Raw genomic sequence first — 24,660 nt, forward strand, 5'->3', positions numbered from 1 at the left:
AGATGTCTTTCACTTCCACTCCACTGCTACCCCTCGATCGGATGCAGAACGCCAATCTCGAGCTTCTGCGATCGTTCGTGGTTCTTGGTGAAACAGGTCATTTCGGGCGCGCCGCGTCACGGCTTCATCTGTCGCAGCCATCATTGACCAAGCAGATCCGACGGCTGGAAGATCTGCTGGGCGCGGCGCTCTTTGACCGCAGTCGGCAGGGTACGAGCCTGACGCCTTTCGGCCAGCGATTTCTGATTGAAGTCAGGCCATTACTGCATCATGCAGATAAGATATGGCGAAGCGGGATACGTGAAGCGCGGGGGGAATGTGGCCATCTGAGCCTGGGATTCAACCTTTCGGTTGTCGATATCATGGCGTCACTACTGCCCCGTTTCCAGAACCGTTTTCCTAATGTGACCTTTACGCTCGATGATGCGCCGTCCCACGACCAGATCGCAAAGCTCCGTAGCGGCGACCTTGATGTCGGTTTCATGCGCCTGCCGGTGGAGGAAGATCTGGAAGCCCGTCCACTGACCCGTGATGCCCTGGTCCTGGCGATCCCGCGCAAATGGTCTCATACCATTGAAGAATTCGATGATTTATTACCCAAAGAATCGACATACATACTGTTGCGTCCTGAACTGTCACCAGACCTGAATAAGAGGATTGAACGACTCTTCGCAGCGCATAATTTTTTTCCAGCATCTGTTCATCGAGTTAACACGATCTGGACACTTGTTGCGCTGGTTTCAGCGGGAATTGGTATGGCTCTGATCCATAAGTCAGCTATTGATACAGTTACTGCAGACACTGGATCTATCGTTATCCGGCCTCTTCCGGGGCAGGAACTGTCATGGGATATTGGTGTCGTCTGGCGCGCAGGCAGGTCCAATCCTGTTCTGACGCATTTCCTGAAGATGATCGAATGAATTCGGTTCCTTTTCTCGGGGATGAAGACAGTCCTGTTGCTGCTTGGCTATTGCGCCATATTGGACAGCAGTGAACGGCTATGGTGTGCCGGAGACTACACACCTAAGCCTTGCGCATGGCGAACAGGCCCGATGCCAAAGCAGGCATCACGCGGTCCAAAAAACCGACATCGTGTCGTAGCCCGATCAGTCGTTGCGGCACATGCCGTCCAGCAACACGTCCAGCGCGGCCGGGACCGGAGCTGACCCGACCTTCTCTTCAAGCAGCTGATTGTTGATCGCCAGCATGGCGAGACCGTGCACCTGCGCCCAGCAGGCCGCCGCCAGGGCGCTGACGGCAACCGACCGGAAGCTTCCGTCACGTTGCCCGCGTTCCAGAAGACCCAGAAGAATCCCGAAGGTACTCATGGCCGCGTCATGTAGATGCGGGTCTATCGTCTTGTCGGCATCGGCACTGAACATCAGGCGATAAAGGCCGGGATTTTGACAGGCAAACCCGATACAGGCCTGCGCTGCGGCCACGAATTGCGCGCGCATGGAAGGCAGGCCTACCGACATGGCCTCTGTCAGGCTCTCCCCAAGCCTGATGAACCCGATCCGGGCCAGTTCCCGCAGTAGCATCTCACGATCACGAAAATGCTTGTAAGGGGCTGCGTGGCTGACACCCGTGCGCCGCGCCACCTCCCGCAGGGTGAAAGCCCAGTTCTGATCTGCGGCCAGCATGTCCATAGCCGTATCGATCAGGGCACGACGCAGGTTACCGTGATGGTAGGGGCGGTCCTTGATTTCACTCATTCGTGAGACCTATGTTTGCAAAAGAAACTTTCATTGACACCAGATCGTCCTGCTCCATATCCTGCCTGCATAAGTTTCTCCTGTAAACATGGAGGGCACGATGTCCGATGTTACGCCCGCTGACCTGCGCCGCATTCTTGATCAGCAGCGCGCTGCATTCCTGCATGCCGGGCCACCCGACCTGAAACAGCGCCGGACCGATCTGCGCCATCTGAAAGCCGAAATCCTGAAGCGGCGGAGTGACATCCTGGGCGCCCTGAAAACGGATTTCGGCCAGCGGTCGGAACGGGAAAGCGCCATCGTGGAACTGATCCCGCTGGTGCAGTCGATCAATTACATGATCGCGCATCTGGGACACTGGATGAAACCGCAGCGCCGTCACGTATCGGCCTATTTCCAGTGCGGCCGCGCCTGGGTGGTCCGACAGCCGGTGGGCATCGTGGGGATTATCGCACCGTGGAATTATCCGGTCTCCCTGGCACTCGTGCCGCTGGCGACAGCCATTGCAGCTGGCAACCGGGCCATGCTCAAACCGTCGGAATTCACGCCGGCCACATCGGCGGTGATTGGCGAGATCGTTCAGGCCGTTTTTCCGACGGAACAGGCTTCTGTGGTCACGGGCGGTGGCGAGGTGGGAGCCGCGTTCTCGGCGCTGCCCTTCGATCATATCCTGTTTACAGGCAGCACGGCGGTTGGAAAGAAGGTAGCCGAGGCGGCGGCGCGCAACCTGACCCCGGTCACGCTTGAACTGGGGGGAAAGTCCCCGGTGGTGATCGAGCCCGGTTTTTCCATGCAGCGGGTGGCGGACCGCGTGGCGTTCGGCAAGCTGACCAATGCCGGGCAGACCTGCATCGCACCGGATTATGTGCTGGTTCACGAAGACGACAGGGACGCTTTTGCCTCGGCCTGGCAGGAGGCCGTGAAAAAGCAGCATCCGGGCGGTTACGTCGGGTCACCTGATTATACCGCCATTCTAAACCAGCATCATTACGAGCGACTGATCGGTCTTATCGGCAATGCTGAAACACAGGGCGCACGGGTGATCCGGCTGGGGCGCAACTCAGCTGCAGATCATGTTCTGGCCCCCGTGCTGCTGCTGAATGTGACACCGCAGATGGCGGTGATGCAGGAAGAAATTTTCGGCCCCGTCCTGCCTGTGCTGACCTATCGCACACTGGACGAAGCCATCGCTTTCATCAACGCCCGGCCGCGTCCTCTGGCCCTGTATTATTTTGGCGACAACCGCACTGAACGCGACAAAGTGTTGAAGAGCACGGTTTCAGGAAACGTCACCATCAATGGCACCCTGCTGCATATTGCGCAGGATGACCTGCCGTTTGGCGGGGTTGGGGATAGTGGCATCGGGGCCTATCACGGCAGGGAAGGCTTCATCGCACTCACGCATGCCCGTGGTGTGTACCAACAGGGTCGTTTCAATGCAGCAACGCTGCTTCAGCCGCCTTTCGGCAAACTCACCGACGCCATCACCAATCTGATCCTGCGATGACAACGCGAGTGCTGCTTGTCGGTGGCACCGGCCTCATCGGGCATTTTGTCCATGCGGACCTTGCCACGCGCCCCGACACCGTCGTCACCAGCCTGACGCGTCGGAAATCATGTGAAGCTGATCATGTCATGGATTTCGAACGCCTGTGCGCTGCGCCCGAAACGACATTACATGCTGCGGCCCTTTCCGGCGCTGACGCAGCAATTTCCTGTCTGGGCACGACACTTCGTGCCGCAGGATCGCAGGCGGCCATGTTCCGTGTTGATCACGATTATGTCGTCGCTTTTGCCAGAGGAGCCCGTGCGCTTGGTGCGCGTCAGTTCATTCTCGTGTCCTCCGTCGGGGCAGGTGGTCCCGGTTTTTACCTCAGGACCAAAGGCGCGATCGAACACGGCATCAGGGCGCTCGGCTTCAGCCGTGTAGACATCATACGCCCCGGCATGCTGCTGGGTTACCGTGCGGAAGCACGGCCGATGGAGGCGATCGGCCAGCGACTGGCGGCGGTGCTGGCACCGCTGATGGTTGGCAGACTCGCCAGATACGGTGCAATTGATGCGAAAACCGTCGCGAAGGCGATTGTCAGGCTTGTGGGGCAGGCGGGGGACGGATGCCGGGCGTATGACAATACGGACCTGCGTCGCATAGAGGTGGTCCCGGATTTTTGGACAGGTGATTAAGCTATAATCCGACCTGAGAGAGGACGGGTTTTATACGCGCAAGAGGTCTGCGGTGGAGTTCAGATCACGGGTCGTACTGGAGGCGATCCGTGAGGAGCTGACACTGGCGGAACTGGCATCGAAGCACGACGTGCAACAGACGATGATCGCCCAGTGAAAGCGCCTGGCGATCGAGGGGATGGCGGCGACCTTCTCTGGGAAGGCGCTGTCTGCCGCCCCGTCAGCGCTGCTGCAGCTTAGGACGTGTCGTCAGTGAAGCGGGAGGATTATGCCGCTTGTACTCCCGTTTGATCTGTGATGTTTTCTTCCTGTTTCTGGTCGGTGGCACGGCTGCGGATAACTGTCAGTTTATCGAAGCCGTGCTGTATCGTTACCGTGCTGGCATCCCCTGGCGTGACCAGCCTGTCCGGTTCGGGGACTGGAAGAACGTGCACCGGCGGCTGCATCGCTGGTGTGAAAGCGGTGTGATCGAACGGATTTTCCGGCATCTGGCTGCTGACCATGACAACGAATACATGATGATGGACAGCACGATTGTCCGTGCTCACCAGCATAGTGCGGGCACCCGTAAAAAAGGGGCGCGGATCAAGCTATCGGACGGTCCCGTGGCGGACTGACCACCAAAATCCATGCCATTGTCGATGCTGCGGGAAAGGCTGTGGCTCTTTCCCTGACACCCGGGCAAAGGGCGGACATCACTGAAGCAGAGTCATTGCTCGATGAAGTCGATCCCGAGACCTTCATCGCCGATAAGGCTTATGACGCCGATCCCCTCATCGAAAAACTCGAAGAGCGGGGGATCACACCGGTTATCCCCCCAAGGAAAAACCGTATCTGTCCACGAAAAACCCGTTTTTCAATTTATGAAAAACGAAACATCATCGAGCGGTTCTTCGTCAGACTGAAGCAGTTCAGGGACATTGCAACACGCTATGACAAGCTGAAATCAATCTTCTGTGCAGCAGTGCAACTCGTCTCCGCTATCATCGGATCTAACTGACGACACGCCCTGGCGGCGACAGAAGGGTGGGGTCGGGTGGTGTAATGAACTGTTGGATGGCGGCGCGGCCGATGCGGTTGGTTTTCAGGCCGTCGAATGTCCCACCAATCATGCCGCCCAGTACGGGTATGGCCGCTGCCGCCCCGCCTGCCAGCCCCCGTGCGGCGACCGCATGCAGGGCGTGGCGGGCGATATGTTTCCTGGCTTCGGCCGCGACGCGGCTGCCGATATTGTTGACGGCGGCAGATCCGGCAATGGACAGGCCAATATTCTTGGCCATTTCCTCCAGCCCCACTTCGGTCAGACAGGACAGGCACGCGGCTTTCACGTCCGCATCACGGATATTATGCCCGCCCATGGCGGCGATGGCCGTAATCATGCGGACCTGCACATACAGCACGCCCGCAACATTGGCGGGCAGGGCAAGGGGGAGCGTGGCCAGACCGCCCAGGCCGCTGATGAACCCCGCCGTCGCGGCCTTGAGGTTCTGCCTGCGGATCAACGCGTGCGCTGCCCGCTGCGGATCGTCCCCATGGCGGGCAAGACAGGTCCGCGCCATGTCTTCTGCCGATCCGGTTTTCCCCATGCCAGCCACGGACGCCTGATACGCCCAGTCAATAAAGCGGGCAAGGGAGGGATCAAGACTGCCGTGTAAGCCTGTCATCATGCATCCGTGAAAATTTACTGATCCTTATGGAAACACGCCCGGAAAATAAATGGTTTTATGCCCCATGCGATGCCGGTCAGCTGGGCTGTTCCTTTTCCATGGATCGGGCCGACATGGATATTGCCCGCAGCGCGGCAGGTCCATAAAACCGTTTCCATGCAACCTCCCCATCACAGGCTGGTCGGGGAAAGCGGGCACTGCCGTGCCCAGACCCCTCGGCTCTTAGCGCAAGGGCCGTTCACACACATGAATATACGATCATGGATAGTGGCTGACCATTGTGGAATTCCTGAACGTGCAGGCGCACTGGCTGTGGCAGGACCAGGACTACATAAGCTTCGATTATGCTGACGCGTACGCACGGATAACGGACTTTGTCGAATATGTCCCGAACGTGCAATTTGAACCCGAGATCATGCGCCTCGCACACCTGGCCGCCAACACGGCGCCGGTCCCGGCGGCGCAATTGAGCACCATTGCCACAACCGCTGATACACTTGTCGCAGCAGAGACAGCGTGGGGTCACACCGTACATGGGCAACTGGTCTACCTATAATGTCGGGGTGGCGCTGGGCCTGTGTGGTCGGGCGGACGAGGCATGGGCCATGTTCCTGTCCATCAATGATGAACACAACCTTCCCCGCATGGACCTGCTGGAACCGTTCTCGGCAGGTCCGGTCGCCTTCCGGCACAGGGCGCATGAACTGGTCGCGGCAAAGCGCCAGATCCTTCGGCTGCCTGCGCTGGGACACGATCCGTTTTAAAACAGCACATGAATGAAAAACGGAATGTTTTGGTGATGCTTTTTACGGGAAAGCTGCACAGGAACGCCGCTTTCCCGTAAAAAAGGCAGCACCCGACATTCAGGCAGCCAATTCCGGCACCGACAACCTACACCACTGTCTTCCCATCAGGCTGCGTATTGATTTCACCCACGCCATCGGGTTCGAACGTATGTTCGGGCAGGCGGTCGGACAGCAGGGCACGGGGGCGGCCGATCCACATGCCGTCACGCATGTGATCGCGGCGCGGGTTGATGGTGCCGGGATGGATCAGGATGCTCAGGCCATTATGGTTCAGCATCAGCCACGGCACCAGCTTTGCAAACAGGTCCAGCCCGAAGGCCACCTGGTACATGGGGGCGACATGCGGGCCAACCGCGACCTCATGCCATCGCCCCAGCCTGACGGGAAAGCGCGCGGCGATCTGGTCCCGCAGGCGGGCCGCCATGTCGCGCGTGGCAGCATCATCAAAATAGACATGGGCGTGGAAGCTGGTGATTTCAGCCAGCGTGCGGGGGGCGGTCATCTGGTCGGTCATGGAGGACGCGCTTTCTGTGCGATTTAGCCGTGGGGCGATATCAGCCGTGGGCGGCAGGGGTGGCGGGCAGGGTGATGCGCGTTTCTGTGCGCATGCGGGGTTTGACGGTGTGCAGCATGGTGGACATACCCCACTGGCGGCCATCGAACGTGCCGGTGCTGTCCAGCATGGTCAGGGTATTGCCGGTAAAGACCATCTGTGTGCCAAACGTCATGGGATGGGTCTGGCCCCGCATGGTCAGGCGGCCAACCATGCGCGACTGGACCTGTCCCTTCACCACGCGGGGGCTGCAGTCGCCCACGTACCGGGTGGTGGGAAAGCGGTCACTGTCCAGCATGTTGCCCGATTTTGCGGCCTTGCGTTCCACCACGGTATCCATGTGCACGCTGGTGGCATCCATGGTCAGGTCAACATGGCAGGTCTGCCGCGACAGGTCATAATCCAGCGTGCCCGAAACCTTGGCGAACTGCCCCTCCATCGCGCCCACCACGCTGTCTGCGCGTAGCAGGACGGTGGTGTTGGCAGGTGTCAGGGTCAGATGCTGGCTTTCGGCGCGGGCGGGATGGGCAGTCAGTGCGGCCATGCACAGCAAGGTCATGCCGGACAGGCAAGGGCGGATGGAAGGGAATGTAATGTCGGTCATGACCTGGATAACGCCCGTCACGGCGTGGGGTTGTAACGCAAAGGGGGAGCGGGCAGCAGGCATGAAGCATCCGGACAGCGGTGGCGGGCGCAGGATGAGTGCCTAAGGACCGAATGCGGCGTCAGTAGGGCAGGAAAGACAAAGGGACCAGTGACATCGTAAACGGCGCAATCACTCACCATCATCGGCCTGATCGGTACAAGGGTGTTCCCGTCAGGCAGACCAGAGGCTGGGGCGGGGTGGTACAATTGACATCAAAGCCATCCCCGCCACCACGACATCCGGAACCTGAAGCTGGTAAGGGATTTCCAGCCGCTACGACCTGGGGATCTCTGGAAATGCGGTGCTGCGGCATCGTGACCGGCACAAGCCGGATAGGTGCCGCAGCGTGGAGATTACAGAAGGAACGGGATGTGGGCACAGGAATAAATCTGCGCCCATCGAGAGCCCGAATCCTTTCCCATGTCCTGGTCACGTTCTATTCTGAAATGTCCATTCCATGACAATCTCCAACACCGCATTCCATTGAAAAATGGCTATTCCAGACGTTTTTACTTCTTACAGTTCTTGTCGAATTCGTTATGCAGATCTTCTTCATTGATCTTGATTTCGCCGCGATAGACTGTCTGGGGTTTCAGGTCCACGCGCGCACCGCCAATCATGACGGTGGTGTCCGTATTGATTTTCCATTCGCCGCTGGGCTGCTTGCTCACCGCCTTGCAGAAATCATTTGCGCCTTGCGCCATGGCCGGAGTGGCAATGGCCAGCGCGGCCAGCGCCACGAATGCTGAAGCAGATTTGAACATTGTTGCGTTCCTTTCCTGGTGCCCCGGCGTCACATGCGTCGGGCAGGGCAGTAGGAGACCCTGAATATGGCATCCATTTGGCAACAAAAAGTTACAATCTAGCGGTCACACCCCGCGCACCCGACGATGACGGGTGATAGGGAACACATTCCCCGATCATAGTCGATGTGGGACAAATCTGGCTCATCCACGCGTGCGCAGCGACCTTTCTTCATGGAACCATTTGATTCAAAATGTTCTTTTACGAATCAGAGAAGCGGTTAACCATAATGGCCTTTCCGCCCCATTCCATTGCGGTCGTGACAGGTCCGGCCATAAAAAACGCGTGCCGCGACCGGCGCAAACGCCATGGTTCATGCAACGTGGTGGCGGGTTCCGGCCCGTCCTGTCTGTCGGCGCCCCCCCTATGTATGGCGGCAATCACGGAAATGCCGTGCCTATTTCCACACCCATTTACCCACCACCCGACCGTTTATCACCAGGTCGGAGGCATCGACTTCATCAACAGGATAGGTGGGGTTGACGCTGATGATGCGGATGCGCGGCGGGCGGGAATTGGGGACCAGCATCAGCTGCTTTATTACCACACCCATGCCGTTCCATAGCACGTACACCCCGTCGGGTGAGGGGATGCGGTGCCCGGTATCGACCAGCACGCGGTCGCCCGCGGCAAATTCCGGCTCCATCGAATTGCCCGCCACCCGGATGATCGCAAGGCCACCGGTATCCGGCAGATAATTGCGGATGAAGTCGCGCGGGATGCGCCATGAATCCAGCGTTGGGTGGCCTTCGCCATCACCACAGGCAGTGTGGTCCACGATCGCACCCGCGCCGGCCTGGGGCGAGATGTCGTATTCATGTACCGTGATCGCCCCGTCGTCATTCTGCGCGGGCATGGTGGCGCGTTCGGCGCGGCTTATGCTTTCGTTCAGGTCGGTCGCGCCCGGCACGATACCGGACAATGCCCAGACCTCGCTTGCGGCAATGGGGGGATCACCCCGGTCGGTCAGCAGCGGCACCAGCTTGCGCACAAGCTCGACCGGGATGTATTCCTTTTTCAGCTTGTTTTCATAAAAGGCATAGCTGGAAAATCTGTCCCCCAGCCCCACGTCACGCGCCAGCGCGCGCACGGTATAGCCCGCGCGTTCACGCAGCGCCTTCAGCCGCGCAGCCGCAGGCCCCGGATTGCCAGCCAGCCCCCCGCGCAGCAGGTCGCTGGCGGTGCAGCCCAGCACGGCAGCGACCTTTTCCAGTCGGTCGCCACCGGGATTGCGCGACTTCCCGCGCAGGATGTCGTGAACATAGGTTTCGTTCAGACCTGCCAGTTCGGCAAGGCGTTTTTTGTTGAGGTTCAGCAGCGCCATGCGGCGTTCGATCTCGGCGGCGGCGGGAGAGCGTATATCCATAATGGGAACTGTCCCATAATCCGCCCATCCTGTGTAGAGGGGATATATCCCATTAATGCTTGAGATTATGGGATATGTCCCATAAGTTTACTCATGACCCACGCCATCCCACCCGACCTGTATCGCGTGGCCCGCATGGCTGGCACGTCCTGCCCATGCATACGCGATCCTGCGCCGCATGTTTCCGTGGCGCGGTGGACCATGCCACCTGCAACCTGGACACCATCGTCCACTGGGCCGCGCGCTGGCCCGGATGCGGGTGGTGGGTGGGGTAAGTGCCCTCTGCTGGGCCCGGTACAAGCTGCGCTGTGGCACATCAGATCCGCAATGGGTATGGATCGCGCCGGTCGGGCGTGATGGCGGGGCATGGTTTTCAGACCAGCCCGCGTGCCGGGCCTGTTTCACGGCACCGCCAATGGGTAATGACCCCGGACAGGGATAAAAGCTGAGAAACAGACATCGCCCATCCAGACAGGGCGATGTCTGCAAACGGGTTACGGCACCGTGCCGGCCACGGCTTTCAGCGGAATGGATCCATCGCGGTTATAGACAACCCTGCCGCCCACCATGGTCAGCAGCACCTTCGTGTCTGCGATATCCACAGCGGGAACCTGCATGACATTACGGTCCAGCACGATCAGGTCCGCCAGCTTGCCACGTTCCAGCGATCCCGTCAGCGTGTCCGAACGCAGCTCCCATGACGAATTCATGGTGATCGCGCGCAGTACCTCGGGCCGGGGCAGGCCGGGAGCGTCGCCCAGCGGGTGGGCATATTTCTCGCCCGCTTCGGGGGCATTGGTGCGGGTGACGCCAACCTTCAGCGCGAACCATTCGTTCAGGCGGTCCACCGGCCAGTCGGAACCATAGGCAATCCGCGCCCCGGCCTTGTACAGCGGCCATGCGGGTTCCATCGCCTTTGCCCGTTCTGGACCGAGGAAATCGCGGCCGGCATCCACCGTGTCCGGCCCTTCCTTTTCCCACTGGAACGACAGCACCGCCACCGCGCCCAGCGGCCTGTAACGCGGCAGATCGTCAGGGGAGACCAGTTCGTCATGCGCTAGGGCGGGGCGAAAATCGGCATGGGGCAGGTGCGCGCGCACGTACTGCACGCCATCCAGCGCAATATGTACCGCGCCGTCGCCATCGGCATGCATGTGGGGGTCAAACCCTGCCTGCACCACGCCCTGCAGCAGCGGGCCAAGGACCGCGGGCGGGAAGTAGGGCGCAGGCCCCAGCGACGTGCCGGGTACCCAGTCGGGCGCGTCCTTCGTGCCGGTATTGACATAATAAGGCTGTAGCACGCGGCCGGTCAGCTCGGGAGCCGCGATCACCCCATCCATGAAAAACTTGACGTTGCGCACGGTAATACCGGGGTCCACGCCAATCGGCCCCTGGTCATATTTTGCCGCGATGGATTTCAGCCGCTGCACATTGCCCGCGACATCGGTGCCCGTGGCAGGTTCGACCAGCGGAGCGAAGTGGGCGCGGGCCGTAAGTTCGCCGCTTTTCTGCAGGGCGGCATAGCTGGACAGGTCGGCATCCAGCGCCCATGCGTCAAGGAATCCGGTAATACCCTGTTCACGCATGGCCGCCAGCGATGCGCGGGCCGCCTGAACGTTTTCATCAGCGCTCAGCGGCGGGTCCACGCGTTCGATCAGGTCCTGCGCCACGTCCTCCAGCACGCCGGTGGGCTGGCCTTTGGCGTCATGCACGATCTCGCCCCCCGGTGGGGCCTTCGTCGCCGCCGTGATGCCCGCCATGCGCAGCGCCACCGAATTGACCAGCGTGGTATGACCAAAGGTGGACCGCACCACGATGGGACGGCGGGGGTCGATGCGGTCAAGATCTTCCTTCGTCAGGCGCACGCCCGCAGGCTTCATTGCTTCCTGAAACCAGCCACGCACCACCAACGTGCCATTGGGCCGGCGCAGCGCCGAATTGGCGACACAGGCGCGCACGCGCTGGCTGAATTCGTCGTGCGTCAGGGCCTGATAATCCAGCGAGCAGCCCATAAGGCTCTTGCCCCCCTCCAGCGGATGCATGTGCCCGTCCACCAGTCCCGGCATCATCATCCGCCCGCCAAGGTCCACGCGCTGCGTGGCGGGGCCGACATAACGGGCCGCCTTCACATTGCTGCCGACATAGGCGATGTGACCGTCCTTTACCACAAGGGCCTGGTACACATGGTCCTTCCTGTCGACACTGTAGATATAGCCATTGGTAAAGACGACATCGGCCGGTACGGTCTTCGCCATGGCGGGTGCTGCGCATGACAGCAGGGCGGCCATGCCTACGGCATGGCAATGCAGCAGTCCCATGAAACATAATCCCCATAAACATTACGGAATAACAATAGATGACGCTTCCGGGCCGCTGTCAAACCGGGGATGTTATGCAAAAACTCAAGTATGGTTATATATTTCCTTATATAAACCATGGACCCGCCAAATACAGGTGGCCCGCATGAACAGGGGCGATATAACCTCCATCCCCCTTGCCCCCAACATTATACAACGATCCATATTCATGGCCTCAGACTACAAATGACTTTTCAAGGGGCACACCATTGCGGCCAGACGCGGGAAACCGGGGCGTGCAGCGTGTTGCACGTGTACCCCGTGGCCCCGGCAGTCGGGTGTACGGACGTGCCGCCTGCATGGACGGCGGATAGTATGAAAATATCATACAGACCGCACAGGAAACGCCATGTCCATACCCCTTGCCCGTACCCCTGATGCCGCGCGTACCCTCCATGATGGCCCCGACGGGGAACACCGCCGCGTGGCCGCCATCCTGCGTGCCGACCGCCGGGCGCGCCTGGCCGCACGCGACATCGCCATGGGGCTGAAACTCGACATGGGGGCTGACGGTCCCGCCGCCCGCGCCCGCATGGTGATGGAAGACCGCGTTGAACTGTCCCCGCGCACCCCGCAGCACATCGTGCGCCGGGTGCGTGACACCTGCATGCTGGACCGCCTGTTCTACCGTGCCAACGCCGCCCTGACCGCCGACCAGCACGCGGCAGGACTGCGGTTCCGCGCCAGCTGGCTGCGCGCGACGCGTGGCGGGCGGCTTGTGCAACGCTACACACCCCATACCGGCACGGGCGGTGGCGGCACGATGGAGGACACCGAGACCAGCGTTCACGCCCGCCGCGCCATCGACCGCGCCCTGTCGCTGCTGACCCCGGCACGTACCCGTGTGGTGTGCGCGGTATGCGGCATGGACGAAGCCCCCGGCACCCGCATCCGCACGTTGCACACAGCACTGGATATTCTGCATGAGCGGTGGTGAGGCCGCAGCAATCATACGTCCCGCATGGGGATGCCACAACGACCGGCAGCGATCCTGAATCCTCCGGTTCCAGTGATTCTTGTGCAAGCAGTTCCGTCATGACAACGCGCGGCAACACCCGGCGCATTGATCTGTGGGGCCGTGACCACATGTATTATCCCCCTGCGGCAGGCAGCGCCGACATGCAGGGATATACGACCTTAAAGGCTGCGGATGGACCGTCGGGGTAGGGTCCTGTCTGTCCGTTTCCGCAGAAACTCGGGCAGTATCATGCTTGATAACGCCACCATGATCATGTTCATGAGGCAGACGATTCCGCTTGACCTGCACGCGGAATTCGTCGGCCATGCCGATGTCACGGTCAATTATACACTGCTGGAATGACACCGGGGCAGGCCGCCTGATCACGCTGCCACAACCCCATGGCCCGACGCGAAAACGGTGTGGTAAGGATGGGGGATGAACAGAACCGGTCTTGTCCTTGCCCTGATGTCCGCTGTGCTGTTTGGCGCCAGCACGCCATTTGCCAAGCTGTTGCTGGATGGCATGTCGGCACAGATGGCGGCGGGGCTGCTTTACCTTGGCTCTGGTATCGGACTGGCGCTGGTGCTGGGCGCGCGGACGGCGCTGCGGCTGCCCAGCCATGACGAGGCCGCGCTGACACGCGCCGACCTGCCATGCCTGCTGGGGGTGATTGCCACAGGGGGCGTGCTGGGACCGCTGCTGCTTATGATCGGGCTGACGCGCAGTGATGCGGCCAGTGCGTCGCTGCTGCTGAATATGGAAAGCATCGCGACCCTGCTGATCGCATGGGTGGTGTTTCATGAAAACGTGGACCGCAGGCTACTGTTTGGCGCCGCGTGCATCGTGGCGGGGGCAGCCGTGCTGTCATGGCAGGGGCATGCGGCGCTGGCGCCAGGCGCGCTGTACATCATTGCGGCCTGTATGTGCTGGGGCATCGACAATAACCTTAGCGGTCAGCTTTCAGCCGCCGACCCGGTACGCATCGCCACGATCAAGGGGGTTGTGGCGGGTAGCGTCAACCTGGGCGCGGCCCTTGTGCTGCAACATGCCCGCCTGCCTGGCGCGGGGGTCGTGGCGATGGCGGGGGGCATCGGCTTCCTTGGCTACGGGGTCAGCCTTGTGGCGTTCATGCTGGGGCTGCGCCACCTTGGGGCGGCGCGCACGGGGGCATATTTCGCAATGGCTCCCTTTATCGGGGCGGTGGTGTCGGTCGTGCTGTTTCATGCGCATGACGTGGAGCGTCTGGCCATTGCGGGGGCGTTCATGGCGGTAGGGCTGTGGCTGCACGTGAGCGAACGTCACGATCACGAACACGTGCATGAAGTCATGGAGCACACCCACCGCCACGTGCATGACGAACACCACCAGCACAAACACGGCCCCGATGACCCGGTGGGTGAACCCCATACCCACCACCATGTGCATGCAAGGCTGGTCCACAGCCACCCGCATTACCCCGACCTGCATCACCGCCATGACCATGGCGAGGGCACCCATTCCCACGACCATGATCCCGATCCCGGCCATACCCATGGCCCGGGCGGGCATACCCACGCGGCCTGACCCCCGGGAGCTGTCCGCAATTTTCTGGTGAAGCTTCCGTCAGTGCGTGGCCGGACGGTGTGTTTTGCGGCGGGCCAGTCCGTCGGCACGCCATACATCCGTGCATATAAAAGTTTCTGGTGAAGTTTTCTCAAAAAAACTCTGAAAGACGTCGTCCCGTACGCACGTGCAAGATTTGTGTTGCGTCGGACGGCGACCATGATACCCATTGCGAAGAAGTAATAAATCAGGATCTTACAGCATGCGCGTGGCCGGCCTACAGACAGCGGGAACCCCGGGGGATATTGATGCCAATCTGCGTGAACTTGACAGCACGCTGGCGCGCGCGGCGGGGCAGGGGGTGGACCTGCTGATTACGCCTGAACTGTTCGTGACCGGCTACGATATTGGTGACAGCCTGTATGACCTGGCCCGTTTCGACGCGGTGGGGGCGGTGCGCGCCATGGCGGTGGCCCATGGGATGGCGGTCATGCTGGGATATGCCGAACATACGCCCGCCGGGCTGTATAACAGCGCCGTGCTGCTGGACCGCAATGGGGCCGAGGTGCTGCATGTGCGCAAGTTACATCTGTTTGGCGACATGGACCGCGCGTATTTCCTGCCCGGCACGCATCCTTCTCCCGTTGTGTCGTTTGGCGGGCTGCGTGTGTCGGGCATGATCTGTTATGATGTGGAGTTTCCCGAATACGTCCGCTACGTGGCGCAGGCAGGGTGCGAACTGCTGCTGGTGCCCACCGCGCAGATGGAGCCATACCTGTTTTCCGCCCGCGAACTGGTGCGCACGCGGGCGTGGGAAAACCAGATCTACCTGGCTTACATCAACCATACCGGGCGCGAGCGGGACACGGTTTACGTGGGCAACAGCCGCATCATCGCGCCTGACGCCACGGTGCTGGCGCAGGCGGGGCTGGAGGAGGCACTGATCGTGGCCGACATCCAGCTCGGCGTGGTGGAACGGGCACAGCATGAAAATCCCTTCCTGACTGACCGCAGGCTGGATGTGTATCGCGAAATGGGCCTGACGGCGTGAGCGTGCGGGCAACAGTCTCCACTGCCACCGACACACGCAGCCCTGCCGACATGGGGCGGCTGTCGGGCAATCTTGGCGTGGCGGAAATCATCTTCATGGTCATCGCCGCCGCAGCACCGCTTACGGTCATAAGCGGCAACGTGCCGCTGGCAATCACCCAGGGCAATGGCGCGCTGGCATGGACCGGGTTCGTCGCGGCGGCGATGGTGCTTCTGCTGTTCTCGGTCGGGTTTGTGGCCATGACGGCATACATGACCGAAGCAGGGGCGTTCTTTACCTATATCCGCGCGGGGCTGGGGGCGCGGTGCGGGCGGGCGGGGGCGTTTCTGGCGCTACTGACCTATACCTCCATCCAGCTTGGAGTTTACGGGTTTTTTGGCTGGTCCATGGATGACGCGGTGCGGCAGTGGGGTGGGCCTGCCCTGCCATGGTGGCTGTATGCAGCGGGCGTGCTGGTCGCAGTGGCCGTGATGGGCTACCGGCATATCGACCTGAGTTCGCGCGTGCTGGGCGTGGCGCTGGTGCTGGAAATCGGGGTAGTGGTGGTCATGAACGCCGCCATCATGTGGCACCCCATGCCCGTGGCTCCCATGGCTGACGCGGGGCAGGCAGCGGGACCATTCGCGGTGGCGCTGCTGTTTGCCATTACCGGGTTCATCGGGTTCGAGGCCACGGCCATTTTCCGTGACGAAGCCCGCGACCCGCAGCACACCATCCCACGCGCGACCTATGGCGCGGTGATCATCATCGGCCTGTTCTACGCCATATCGTGCTGGTGCGTGATTCATGCATGGGGGGCAGACAGCATTACCGGGATCACGCGCGGGTTCCTGGCGCACGGGCAGAACATCGTGCTGGAAACCGCAGGACGATATGCGGGGCGGGTAATGCAGCAGGCCATGCAGGTGCTGCTGCTGACCAGCCTGTTCGCGTGCCTGCTGTCGTTCCACAACATCATCGCGCGCTACCAGCTTGCACTGGGGCGCGACGGGATCATGCCTGCCTTCCTGGCCCGCACGCATGACCGCCATGCCTCGCCGCACGTGGCGTCCGTCGTGCAGACGGGCACTGCGTGCGTGCTGCTGTGTATCGCCGCCCTGTCGGGAGAGGACCCGCTGGTGGATATTTTCGGGTCGATGGCCGGGATCTCGACCATTGGCATTGTCGTGCTGATGATCCTGACATCCGTGGCGGTGGTGGCGTTCTTTGCCCGCAGGCGTGATCTGTCGGGGGGGCGGCCATTCAGCGCCGTGGTGATCCCGTGCGTAGCGGCCGTGGCCCTGTGCGCGGTGCTGTGTGTCATTCTGGTCAATTTCACGCGCATTACGGGCCTTGCCGCCCGGACCAGCCTTATGCTGGCGGTACTGCCGTTTGCGGTGACAGGGCTTGGGTTCTGTGTAGGGCGGACGGCTATGACAGATTAGCGACCGTTTGAAAAGTCAGATCAGGAAGCAGCATCCTGCAATCATCAGGACGTACTGGGTGAAGCCTTTTTTCCAAACGCTTCGAAGAACGCAGTCTTTTTGTAAAAAGACTGAGCCCCAAAACTTTTGTTTTTTATCAGGGGCTGTTGGGAATTGAGTTTTCTAAAGGGCCATGATGTGTTTCAAAGACCATATGGATCGCTTCATACTGACGGATGCCCAATGGGCGAAAATGGAACCGCTGTGCCTTGGCAAGAAGACGGATCAGGGACGCAGCGGGAAGGATAACCGCCTCTTCATCGAGGCGGTCCTGTGGATCGCCCGGACCGGTAGTCCGTGGCGGGACCTGCCGACGTATTTCGGACATTGGAACTCGGTTTATTCGCGCTACAGCGACTGGACGAAAGCCGGTGTTTTCCAGAAGATTTTCGAGGCTGTCTCCGATGATCCCGACATGGAATACGCGATGATTGACGGCACGGTGGTCCGGGTTCACCGCCACGGCCAGGGCGCAAAAGGGGGACCCGAAGCCAGGCGATAGGGCGGAGTGTAACGGGGTGGTCAACGAAGATCATCGCCATGACCGACGCCTTGGGTAATCTGGTCCGCTTCACGCTTATCCCCGGCCAGCATTACGATACGGTCGGCGTTGCGCCTCTTCTCGAACCAGCTGATTTTAAAGGAATTCTTGCTGACAAGGCTTTCGATGTCCACTGGATCGTGGACGCCATACGCGCGCAAGGGGCCTGCGTGGCCATCCCCCAGCGCAAAAACCGCCTCGACAGACGCCCGTTCGATGGGGCCCTGTTCAAAGCACGCCATCTCATTGAGAACTTCTTCTGCAAGCTCAAGGAGTTCAAGCGCATCGCCATGCGCAGCGAAAAAACAGACAGATCATTCGAAGCCATGATCTATCTCGTTGGCGCAATCATTAATTCAAGATAATTCCCAACAGGCCCCAATTATTTGTTTTCAAACAGCTTCGGAAAAGACGAGATCCTGGACCTTTGGTCTGTCTGAAACAACCCATGGTTTAAAACCGGCAGGAGCGGACGATGGTCCATCGGCCCGCCGGATTGACACACCGTCCATCCGCCACCCATCATGACCCCGAACCGGCACGGGGGGACAGGGATGGACGTGTACAAGGGCTGGACTGAAGCTGACCTGCCGGGCTGGCTGGCCACGCCACGGCAGGATTTTGACCGCCTTGCCGGCCATCTGCGTCCCGAAGTGGAGCGGCTGCTGGCCCGGCAGGGCGTCTTTGCCCCGTTTGGCGCGGTCATGGTCCCGGGCCGCTATCTTGGCACGATCGAGACGGTAGCGGGCCCAGGCGGGCAGGCCGACAGCACCATACAGCTTGATCGCGCGCGCGACGCGGTGCAGGACGCGGCACGGCAGGCATGCGCGCGGGCGGCGGCTGTAGTCGCCAACTGCACCGTGCTGTTGCCCGGTGGCGACGGGCCGGAACAGGCCGCCGTCATCATGTGCACCCACCGCGACGGCACGGCGGAAAACATCGTCTATCCCTATCGCCTGGGGGAGGCGGGCGTGACCTTTGCCCCAGTCCAGATGACCGAAGGAACGCAGGATATCTTCCCCCCCATCCGGCTGCGTTTCTACATACGTGAAACCTGTCCGCCCCGACCGGCGGGTTATGTGGTGACGGCCTTCGCATTCCACGGCATCAACCGCGTCACCGTATGCGCCCGCATGGGCCTGACGGACACCAGCACGCCACAGGACGACGCCCGCCCCGCGCCAACAGCCATCGGCAGCCTGCCCGATGGATGGACGGTGGTGCTGTGCAACGATCCGGCCATGGCGCGGGCACATGCAGCGCGACTAGCGGCGTATTCCGCCGGGGCCACGGTCGTGACCTGCATGGTGGATGAACGCCGGTATGAAAGTGTCACCTGCTTCCACCATGACGGCACGCAGATCTGGTCCGTAATCCACCACGGACAGGGCGCAGGTCCCCACGACCTGACCATAACCGGCACGCCGCCCGCGCTGTTACACGAAACCATCGCCGCCATGGACCGCGAGGAAACCGAAAGTGGTTATCCACCGGGGATGCTGGATTTCTATTTCGATATCCCGGTGGAGGTGATGTTTGCGCTGACGGGTTTTCGGTACTGTCAGCGTGATTATGCAGATGTTGTATTTGATGTTGCGCGGGAAATACCCGACGGGCTGGTGTGATGCCCATGGTGGCCATCAGGGTCGCATTAGGCTCAGGACTCATAACCAGAAGATGACGGTTGCAGCGAGGCAGATGGCTGAGAAGAAGCCATTCGGGCATCTGTCATAACCTGTTGCGACCCGTCTCCTGTCCTTGATTCTTCCGAACATGATCTCGATACGGCTGCGGCGTTTGTATTTCCGCCTGTCGTATCTGACCGGTTTCCCGCGAGATTTGCGACCAGGAATGCAGGGCTTTATCCCTTTCTCCTCCAGGGCGTTGCGGAACCAATCTGCGTCATGCCCGCGATCGGCCAGCGGGCACAACAAACCGGTTCCCACCTGCACGCTTTTTCACGATAACAACCCTATCATGACACAACCACGCCCGGACCGCCCCACACGGTAGCCCGGGCGTTTTCATGTCAGCTGGATAACAGGGAAGAATAACCATGCCCGAACCCGCCATACCGGGCGCACGGCGCGGAGCGTATAGCCGCAGGGTAGCTGAGGATATCTGCACCCGGCTGGCTGATGGGCACAGCCTGCGTGCGATCTGTGCAGATCCGGCCATGCCACACCGGGCCACGGTGTTTCGCTGGCTGCGCGATAACGCGGGGTTTCGCACCCTGTATGCCACCGCGCGGGAGGCAGCGGCCGATACACTGGCCGAGGAAATCATAACCATAGCCGACCGCGCCACCGGCCGTGACGATGTGCCCGCCATCAAGCTGCGCATGGAGGCACGGATGTGGGTCGCGACCCGCCTGCGCCCACCGGTTGACCGGCGGGAAGGGGGAAGCACCATTGCCATTACGATTACGACCGATGATGCGGAATTGTGAAGTATTTTCTAGTAAATAAAATTTTTTGGGTGCCAGATTTTTTAAAAGGCAATGTTCTTCAAAAATCTAAAAAATATTTATTAAAAAACTTTTCTACTTTCAAAGTATTTCAGGGGGGCAGGCTTTTGAAACACGCCTTCAGCCTGACACCAGACCAGCGCGCGGCCAACCGTCTGCTGGGCGGTTCCGCCACCCATATCCTGCTGCGCGGGGGCGCGCGGTCGGGCAAAACGTTTGTGCTGGTGCGCGCGCTGGTTATCCGGGCGCTAAAGGCGGCGGGCACGCGGCACGGCATATTCCGTCACCGGCTGAACGCGCTACGGGCCACCGTGCTGGCCGATACGTTTCCCACTGTCATGCGGCGGTGTTTTCCTACTGTCCCATGGTCGCTGTCGCGCACCGACTGGACAGTGGAAATGCCCAACGGGTCGGTCATTTTATTTGGCGGGCTGGATGATGAGGACCGGACGGAAAAGATACTGGGGCTGGAATTCGCCACCGTTTACCTCAACGAAGCCAGCCAGATCACCTATGGCGCGCGCAACATGCTGCTGACACGACTGGCGCAGAAATCGCCTCTGGCGCTGAAGGAATATATCGACGCCAATCCCCCCACCACCGCGCACTGGCTGTACCGCGTGTTTGAGGGGGGGATGGACCCTACATCCGGCACACCGCTGGACTGCGCACGTTATGCCACCATGCGCCTGAACCCCGATGGCAACCGCGCCAACCTGTCGCCGGAATACATGGCGCAGTTGGAAGCATTGCCGGAACGCGAGCGCAGACGTTTCATGCTGGGCGAATATCAACAGGCGGTGGATGGCGCGTTGTGGCGGATTGAGGATTTCCGCCGTACTGCCGCTGTCACACCTGCAACCCATGCCAGCGTGGCAAGGGACATGCGCCGCATTGTCGTGGCGGTAGACCCGTCGGGCTGTTCGGGACCGGAGGATACGCGATCGGACGAAATCGGCATTGTCGTATGCGGCGTGGATGCGGGCGGGAATGGTCATGTTCTGGCTGACCTGTCGCGACGGGACAGCCCGGCAGGATGGGCGCGCGCGGCATTGCAGGCGCAAATGGACTGGGGGGCGGAACGCATCGTGGCCGAACATAATTTTGGTGGTGCATTGGTCGAGGCCACGTTGCGCGGCATCAACCCCAACGCCGCCCTGCGCATGGTCACCGCCAGCCGGGGCAAGGCCGCGCGTGCTGAACCTGTGGCGGCATTATATGAACAGGGTCGCGTGACCCATCACGGCAGCTTTGTCACGCTGGAGGAGCAGTTATGTCAGTTTTCCGCCAGTGGCTACCATGGCCCGCATTCTCCTGACCGGGCGGATGCGCTGGTCTGGGCGCTGACGGACCTCATGCTGTCCGCACCGCCCGCCGCCCCCGCGCGATGGGTGCCGACGCGGTTTACACTGGGGCGATAGGGACGGAAAAGACCAGATATATGAAAGGCGTTTATCATGTCCTTATCCAGATCCCTTAAAATCATGGCTTTCGTTGGCAGGGGCGGCATGAACCGACGTGAAGATGTTATTGCCGTTCAGGAACTGCTGAACACACGGTTTCCGCAATCCGCTCCCGTCTGCGTGTCGATGGCGTCTGTGGATATTGTACCATTGGGGCGATCCAGAAGATTCAACACAACCTTGCTGGCATATCCTGTCCTGACGAAAGGATTGACCCGCGGGGCCCGCGCCTTGCGCCTGTTGAGTGATCCGGGACAATCACGCGGGACACTCCGCGTCAAGATGGCGTCAGGGACGTCCCGGCATCCATCACGATTGCCCAATGGATGCTGGAAAGCGGTTTTGGACAACACATGCCACCTCATTTCAATAACCCGTTCGGAAGTTCGAAATAAAGGCTGCACGTGACCAGAATTTTGTCATGACACCAACGCATGAGGAAACCAGAGACCACAGACTGCTCTCGACCATGGTACCATTTCGGGTCTTTTCTTCAATTAATGAAGCGTTCGACCTACACTACACGGACGCTTACTGGCGACACATCCGGCCTACAGGCTGGCAAGAACGTATCTGAATAATCCTGATGCTTATGCCAATGCCTTGACTCTCCACCATCACGGGCCAGAAACCTTTGTCCGTCGCTGTCACCCGGTTCTCCCTATGGCTTCAGCAGACGGGACGGATAGCAGATCTGATACTGATACCGCACATTAGCGTAAATTTTTCACCCGTCGTCCGCCTGTATGGATGTAGCGAATGCGCGATCAGATGTCTGTAAAAACACGATGCACGGGAGCAGGAATAATATTATCCGCCTTAAACATGTCATGCGGTATTTCCAATACCATTCAGCACAATACGCACCATACCTGATCCGCCCGCCACCACGGTGATACGGCGCAGGCGTCGGGCGGGTCATACCGGAGCCGCACGGAAATATCCGCTGATATCCACCCGTGCGCCGGGGGAAAAACGCAGCAGGGCGATACCGGTATGGGCAAAGGCGGCGTCAACCAGTCCGTCACGATACTGACGTTCGGGGTGGGCGTGGGTGCTGTCATCCAGTTCGATCCCCAGCACTACAGTGCAGCTTTGCACATGCACCACCACGAAATCAATTGATTTGGAGGCGATCTTGAAAAACGCCTGTCGGTTGGCGTCACGGTCCGGCCCGCGCGGGACCATGAAATCCGCCAGCCTGACCTGCGGGCAGACGTAATAGCCATGCGGCACCTGCGTCACCAGTATGGACAGCACCCGCCGCTCCCATTCCGACAGCAGGGCGGTGGGCTCATACAGCCGCACTGCCCAGTCGTAATCGGTCATGGAAACCGGCACGTTGAAACCCGCATCCACCACGGATGAGGACTGTACCGACGGCGGCGCCGGGGGTTGCGATGGCGCGGGCTGGAACAGGACCGCTACGGGCGGGTGGCCATGCCGCCTGCGCCATGCGCCCACAACCACCGCAATGGTCACGCCTACGACGCCAATTTCGACCGCCAGGCGAACCGGGGTCAGTAGTAGGTGACTGATATCCATTTTCTTTTTTTCTCCATCGCACGGTCATATGCCCCCAGGCGGCCTGTCTATCGCGGTTCTGCCGCCGCATCACCATCAAATCCACCCCCCTTTGCCCAACACATCGGAGAGACAGCATGGACTGGCAGGAACTGAGGAAAACCTACCCCCACGATCCGGACCTGCCCCCCCGTGCAGGGCGGCTTGCCGCACTGGGCCGCGTGCTGGCCGGCACGCAGTACGATGCCATCCCCAACCCGTTCGGCACCGAATATAACGGGGCAGGGGAATACATCCCTTTGTCACAGCGCAGGCCGTCGGTGCGCACCAATATGTGCCGCGCAGTGGTGGATGATGCGGTGTCGCTGCTGTTTGGTGCATTGCACTGGCCCACTACGGCGGCCACCGATCCCGTATTGCCGGGCATACTGGCGCAGGTTGCGGCGGCCACGGCGCTGCCAGCGCTAATGATGGACGCGGCGACCCGCGGGTCGGTCGGATCGGTCGCGGTGCTGGTGGAAGCGGTAGACCGCCGCCTGCGCTTTGCCGTGCATGATACGCTGTACCTGACCCCGCAATGGGATGGCACGGGTGAACTGTCCCGCATGACCGAGTGCTACAAGGTCACGGGCGCCACGCTGGCGGGGCAAGGGTGGCAGGTCAACCCCGATGATGCGACAACCGTTTTCTGGTGGCTACGTGTATGGGACCGCGCAGACTGCCATGTTTACGTACCCCAGCGGGTCGATGCGGGCCTGCCCACGCGGCTGGACCCCACGCGCAGCACCCACCATGGTCTGGGTTTCGTACCGTGGGTATGGATGGCCAACCTGACCGCCCCCGGCGTGGTGGACGGGCCATGCACGTTTGAAGCTGCCATCGATACGGTGATCGAGTGCGATTACCTGCTGTCCCAGTCCGGGCGCGGCCTGAAATACAGCGCCGACCCACGGCTGGTGATCCGCGCTGGCCCGGACCCGTATGCCGATGGCACGCCCGCGTCATCAGGGGGGGCTGCATCGGCGCTGACACTGCCGCTGGATGGGGATGCCAAGCTGCTGGAAATCAACGGCGATGCGGCGGGGGCAATGCGGGACCATTACCGCGAACTGCGTGCCAGCGTGATGGAGCAGATCCACGGCAACCGCGCGCAGGCCGACCGCCTGAGTGCCCCCACATCGGGCCGCGCGATGGAGATGCTGTACCAGCCCCTGCTGTGGCTGGCGGACCGGATGCGCCTGTCATACGGCGAATACGGACTGCTGGCGCTGTATCGCATGGTGTGCGCGTTTTCTCACGTCATTGCCGGTGGCCTGCGCATTGGCGGGCGCGATTACGCGGGGCTGGATGCCGATGGTCTGGCATTGCAGTGGCCGCCCTATTTCCCGGGGACGGAAGCCGACCTGGCGCAACTGGCGCAGGGGTTGGATACGGCGGTGCGTGGGGGATTCCTGTCACGGCAGACGGCGTGCATGATTCTGGCCGCCCGCGCAGGTACGCCCAGCCCCCATAGCGAATGGGCGCGCATCGGCACTGAAAACCCGAACTGA

The 24,660-nt window shown here is 60.8% G+C and carries 23 protein-coding genes and 3 pseudogenes; 17 read left to right on the forward strand and 9 right to left on the reverse strand.

Annotated features, from left to right (window positions below):
• Positions 1 to 2: 2 nt before the first annotated feature.
• Positions 3 to 920 (forward strand): LysR family transcriptional regulator, encoded by a 918-nt coding sequence (locus tag ACE2AA_RS03320; RefSeq protein ID WP_162515714.1) that lies wholly within the window; start codon positions 3 to 5, stop codon positions 918 to 920.
• A 186-nt stretch (positions 921 to 1,106) separates the two neighbouring features.
• Here ACE2AA_RS03320 and ACE2AA_RS03325 read toward each other — a convergent pair whose 3' ends face one another.
• The gene (locus ACE2AA_RS03325; RefSeq protein ID WP_395371153.1) at positions 1,107 to 1,715 is read right to left on the reverse strand and encodes a TetR/AcrR family transcriptional regulator; all 609 of its coding nucleotides are present in this window, start codon (positions 1,713 to 1,715) and stop codon (positions 1,107 to 1,109) included.
• A 100-nt stretch (positions 1,716 to 1,815) separates the two neighbouring features.
• Here ACE2AA_RS03325 and ACE2AA_RS03330 point away from each other — a divergent pair, with 100 nt between their 5' ends.
• The 4 genes and pseudogenes from ACE2AA_RS03330 to ACE2AA_RS03345 all read left to right on the forward strand — a co-directional run.
• Entirely contained in the window at positions 1,816 to 3,222 is a 1,407-nt protein-coding gene (locus ACE2AA_RS03330) for a coniferyl aldehyde dehydrogenase (RefSeq protein ID WP_395371155.1), read from the forward strand.
• On the forward strand, positions 3,219 to 3,899 hold the full coding sequence (locus tag ACE2AA_RS03335) for an NAD(P)H-binding protein (RefSeq protein WP_395371158.1): 681 nt from the start codon (positions 3,219 to 3,221) through the stop codon (positions 3,897 to 3,899). The genes ACE2AA_RS03330 and ACE2AA_RS03335 overlap by 4 nt, the downstream gene beginning before the upstream one ends.
• Positions 3,900 to 3,912: 13 nt before the next feature.
• Positions 3,913 to 4,119: pseudogene (locus ACE2AA_RS03340) on the forward strand (IS3 family transposase); the annotation flags it as partial.
• 97 nt (positions 4,120 to 4,216) lie between these two features.
• Positions 4,217 to 4,899 (forward strand): annotated as a pseudogene (locus tag ACE2AA_RS03345) (IS5 family transposase); the annotation flags it as partial.
• On the opposite strand, the gene ACE2AA_RS03350 reads toward ACE2AA_RS03345, so the two are convergent.
• On the reverse strand, positions 4,892 to 5,563 hold the full coding sequence (locus ACE2AA_RS03350) for an EcsC family protein (RefSeq protein ID WP_395371160.1): 672 nt from the start codon (positions 5,561 to 5,563) through the stop codon (positions 4,892 to 4,894). The pseudogene ACE2AA_RS03345 and the gene ACE2AA_RS03350 overlap by 8 nt on opposite strands.
• Positions 5,564 to 5,846: 283 nt before the next feature.
• Between ACE2AA_RS03350 and ACE2AA_RS03355 the strand changes: the two genes are divergently transcribed.
• Both ACE2AA_RS03355 and ACE2AA_RS03360 read left to right on the forward strand, forming a co-directional pair.
• Positions 5,847 to 6,122: a hypothetical protein gene (locus ACE2AA_RS03355; protein WP_395371161.1), complete on the forward strand. Its 276-nt coding sequence runs from the start codon at positions 5,847 to 5,849 to the stop codon at positions 6,120 to 6,122.
• Positions 6,100 to 6,330: a hypothetical protein gene (locus tag ACE2AA_RS03360; RefSeq protein ID WP_395371164.1), complete on the forward strand. Its 231-nt coding sequence runs from the start codon at positions 6,100 to 6,102 to the stop codon at positions 6,328 to 6,330. Before ACE2AA_RS03355 ends, ACE2AA_RS03360 begins: the two co-directional genes overlap by 23 nt.
• Before the next feature lie 127 nt (positions 6,331 to 6,457).
• Here the strand turns inward: ACE2AA_RS03360 and ACE2AA_RS03365 are convergent, their stop codons facing one another.
• The 4 genes from ACE2AA_RS03365 to ACE2AA_RS03380 form a co-directional block, all read right to left on the reverse strand.
• Complete coding sequence (locus ACE2AA_RS03365) at positions 6,458 to 6,886, reverse strand: DOPA 4,5-dioxygenase family protein (protein WP_141259895.1); 429 nt, start codon at positions 6,884 to 6,886, stop codon at positions 6,458 to 6,460.
• 40 nt (positions 6,887 to 6,926) lie between these two features.
• Positions 6,927 to 7,538, reverse strand: coding sequence for a YceI family protein (locus ACE2AA_RS03370; RefSeq protein WP_395372111.1), 612 nt, complete (start codon positions 7,536 to 7,538; stop codon positions 6,927 to 6,929).
• Between the two features lie 542 nt (positions 7,539 to 8,080).
• Entirely contained in the window at positions 8,081 to 8,335 is a 255-nt protein-coding gene (locus ACE2AA_RS03375) for a hypothetical protein (protein WP_141259896.1), read from the reverse strand.
• 437 nt (positions 8,336 to 8,772) lie between these two features.
• Positions 8,773 to 9,741 (reverse strand): S24 family peptidase, encoded by a 969-nt coding sequence (locus ACE2AA_RS03380; protein ID WP_141259897.1) that lies wholly within the window; start codon positions 9,739 to 9,741, stop codon positions 8,773 to 8,775.
• A 74-nt stretch (positions 9,742 to 9,815) separates the two neighbouring features.
• Between ACE2AA_RS03380 and ACE2AA_RS03385 the strand changes: the two genes are divergently transcribed.
• Positions 9,816 to 10,016: a hypothetical protein gene (locus ACE2AA_RS03385; protein ID WP_395371167.1), complete on the forward strand. Its 201-nt coding sequence runs from the start codon at positions 9,816 to 9,818 to the stop codon at positions 10,014 to 10,016.
• A gap of 219 nt (positions 10,017 to 10,235) precedes the next feature.
• Here ACE2AA_RS03385 and ACE2AA_RS03390 read toward each other — a convergent pair whose 3' ends face one another.
• The gene (locus ACE2AA_RS03390; RefSeq protein WP_395371168.1) at positions 10,236 to 12,059 is read right to left on the reverse strand and encodes an amidohydrolase; all 1,824 of its coding nucleotides are present in this window, start codon (positions 12,057 to 12,059) and stop codon (positions 10,236 to 10,238) included.
• A gap of 388 nt (positions 12,060 to 12,447) precedes the next feature.
• Between ACE2AA_RS03390 and ACE2AA_RS03395 the strand changes: the two genes are divergently transcribed.
• The 6 genes from ACE2AA_RS03395 (at position 12,448) to ACE2AA_RS03420 (ending at position 19,281) form a co-directional block, all read left to right on the forward strand.
• The gene (locus ACE2AA_RS03395) at positions 12,448 to 13,035 is read left to right on the forward strand and encodes a hypothetical protein (protein ID WP_395371170.1); all 588 of its coding nucleotides are present in this window, start codon (positions 12,448 to 12,450) and stop codon (positions 13,033 to 13,035) included.
• Positions 13,036 to 13,494: 459 nt separating this feature from the next.
• Positions 13,495 to 14,622, forward strand: a complete 1,128-nt coding sequence (locus ACE2AA_RS03400) for an EamA family transporter (protein WP_395371171.1) — start codon at positions 13,495 to 13,497, stop codon at positions 14,620 to 14,622.
• Positions 14,623 to 14,863: 241 nt separating this feature from the next.
• Positions 14,864 to 15,652 (forward strand): carbon-nitrogen hydrolase family protein, encoded by a 789-nt coding sequence (locus tag ACE2AA_RS03405; RefSeq protein WP_395371173.1) that lies wholly within the window; start codon positions 14,864 to 14,866, stop codon positions 15,650 to 15,652.
• Positions 15,649 to 17,076: an APC family permease gene (locus tag ACE2AA_RS03410; RefSeq protein WP_395371175.1), complete on the forward strand. Its 1,428-nt coding sequence runs from the start codon at positions 15,649 to 15,651 to the stop codon at positions 17,074 to 17,076. The genes ACE2AA_RS03405 and ACE2AA_RS03410 overlap by 4 nt, the downstream gene beginning before the upstream one ends.
• A gap of 193 nt (positions 17,077 to 17,269) precedes the next feature.
• A protein-coding gene (locus ACE2AA_RS03415) for an IS5 family transposase (RefSeq protein ID WP_395372112.1) occupies positions 17,270 to 18,021 on the forward strand; the annotation gives its coding sequence in 2 pieces (ribosomal slippage) (positions 17,270 to 17,600 and positions 17,600 to 18,021; 753 coding nt in all).
• Between the two features lie 189 nt (positions 18,022 to 18,210).
• Positions 18,211 to 19,281 carry a hypothetical protein gene (locus ACE2AA_RS03420; protein WP_395371178.1) on the forward strand — a complete coding sequence of 357 codons (1,071 nt, stop codon included), beginning with the start codon at positions 18,211 to 18,213 and terminating at the stop codon, positions 19,279 to 19,281.
• A gap of 39 nt (positions 19,282 to 19,320) precedes the next feature.
• On the opposite strand, the pseudogene ACE2AA_RS03425 reads toward ACE2AA_RS03420, so the two are convergent.
• Positions 19,321 to 19,578: pseudogene (locus ACE2AA_RS03425) on the reverse strand (transposase); the annotation flags it as partial.
• A 134-nt stretch (positions 19,579 to 19,712) separates the two neighbouring features.
• Here ACE2AA_RS03425 and ACE2AA_RS03430 point away from each other — a divergent pair.
• Positions 19,713 to 20,105 (forward strand): terminase small subunit, encoded by a 393-nt coding sequence (locus ACE2AA_RS03430; RefSeq protein WP_227002345.1) that lies wholly within the window; start codon positions 19,713 to 19,715, stop codon positions 20,103 to 20,105.
• Positions 20,106 to 20,230: 125 nt separating this feature from the next.
• Positions 20,231 to 21,544 carry a phage terminase large subunit gene (locus tag ACE2AA_RS03435; protein WP_395371180.1) on the forward strand — a complete coding sequence of 438 codons (1,314 nt, stop codon included), beginning with the start codon at positions 20,231 to 20,233 and terminating at the stop codon, positions 21,542 to 21,544.
• Between the two features lie 960 nt (positions 21,545 to 22,504).
• Here the strand turns inward: ACE2AA_RS03435 and ACE2AA_RS03440 are convergent.
• Positions 22,505 to 23,131, reverse strand: coding sequence for a DUF2726 domain-containing protein (locus tag ACE2AA_RS03440; RefSeq protein ID WP_395371181.1), 627 nt, complete (start codon positions 23,129 to 23,131; stop codon positions 22,505 to 22,507).
• 116 nt (positions 23,132 to 23,247) lie between these two features.
• On the opposite strand from ACE2AA_RS03440, the gene ACE2AA_RS03445 reads away from it, so the two are divergent.
• Positions 23,248 to 24,660, forward strand: a complete 1,413-nt coding sequence (locus tag ACE2AA_RS03445) for a portal protein (RefSeq protein WP_395371182.1) — start codon at positions 23,248 to 23,250, stop codon at positions 24,658 to 24,660.

Origin of the sequence: Komagataeibacter diospyri (assembly GCF_043995075.1) — a bacterium.
Classification (GTDB): domain Bacteria; phylum Pseudomonadota; class Alphaproteobacteria; order Acetobacterales; family Acetobacteraceae; genus Komagataeibacter; species Komagataeibacter diospyri.

Bases quoted from the DNA above. Each gene is read 5' to 3' on its own strand.
- ACE2AA_RS03320 (WP_162515714.1), top strand. From the start codon at position 3: ATGTCTTTCACTTCCACTCCACTGCTACCCCTCGATCGGATGCAGAAC.
- ACE2AA_RS03325 (WP_395371153.1), bottom strand. From the start codon at position 1,715: ATGAGTGAAATCAAGGACCGCCCCTACCATCACGGTAACCTGCGTCGT.
- ACE2AA_RS03330 (WP_395371155.1), top strand. From the start codon at position 1,816: ATGTCCGATGTTACGCCCGCTGACCTGCGCCGCATTCTTGATCAGCAG.
- ACE2AA_RS03335 (WP_395371158.1), top strand. From the start codon at position 3,219: ATGACAACGCGAGTGCTGCTTGTCGGTGGCACCGGCCTCATCGGGCAT.
- ACE2AA_RS03350 (WP_395371160.1), bottom strand. From the start codon at position 5,563: ATGACAGGCTTACACGGCAGTCTTGATCCCTCCCTTGCCCGCTTTATT.
- ACE2AA_RS03360 (WP_395371164.1), top strand. From the start codon at position 6,100: ATGGGCAACTGGTCTACCTATAATGTCGGGGTGGCGCTGGGCCTGTGT.
- ACE2AA_RS03365 (WP_141259895.1), bottom strand. From the start codon at position 6,886: ATGACCGACCAGATGACCGCCCCCCGCACGCTGGCTGAAATCACCAGC.
- ACE2AA_RS03375 (WP_141259896.1), bottom strand. From the start codon at position 8,335: ATGTTCAAATCTGCTTCAGCATTCGTGGCGCTGGCCGCGCTGGCCATT.
- ACE2AA_RS03380 (WP_141259897.1), bottom strand. From the start codon at position 9,741: ATGGATATACGCTCTCCCGCCGCCGCCGAGATCGAACGCCGCATGGCG.
- ACE2AA_RS03385 (WP_395371167.1), top strand. From the start codon at position 9,816: ATGTCCCATAAGTTTACTCATGACCCACGCCATCCCACCCGACCTGTA.
- ACE2AA_RS03390 (WP_395371168.1), bottom strand. From the start codon at position 12,059: ATGGGACTGCTGCATTGCCATGCCGTAGGCATGGCCGCCCTGCTGTCA.
- ACE2AA_RS03395 (WP_395371170.1), top strand. From the start codon at position 12,448: ATGTCCATACCCCTTGCCCGTACCCCTGATGCCGCGCGTACCCTCCAT.
- ACE2AA_RS03400 (WP_395371171.1), top strand. From the start codon at position 13,495: ATGAACAGAACCGGTCTTGTCCTTGCCCTGATGTCCGCTGTGCTGTTT.
- ACE2AA_RS03405 (WP_395371173.1), top strand. From the start codon at position 14,864: ATGCGCGTGGCCGGCCTACAGACAGCGGGAACCCCGGGGGATATTGAT.
- ACE2AA_RS03420 (WP_395371178.1), top strand. From the start codon at position 18,211: ATGGACGTGTACAAGGGCTGGACTGAAGCTGACCTGCCGGGCTGGCTG.
- ACE2AA_RS03430 (WP_227002345.1), top strand. From the start codon at position 19,713: ATGCCCGAACCCGCCATACCGGGCGCACGGCGCGGAGCGTATAGCCGC.
- ACE2AA_RS03440 (WP_395371181.1), bottom strand. From the start codon at position 23,131: ATGGATATCAGTCACCTACTACTGACCCCGGTTCGCCTGGCGGTCGAA.
- ACE2AA_RS03445 (WP_395371182.1), top strand. From the start codon at position 23,248: ATGGACTGGCAGGAACTGAGGAAAACCTACCCCCACGATCCGGACCTG.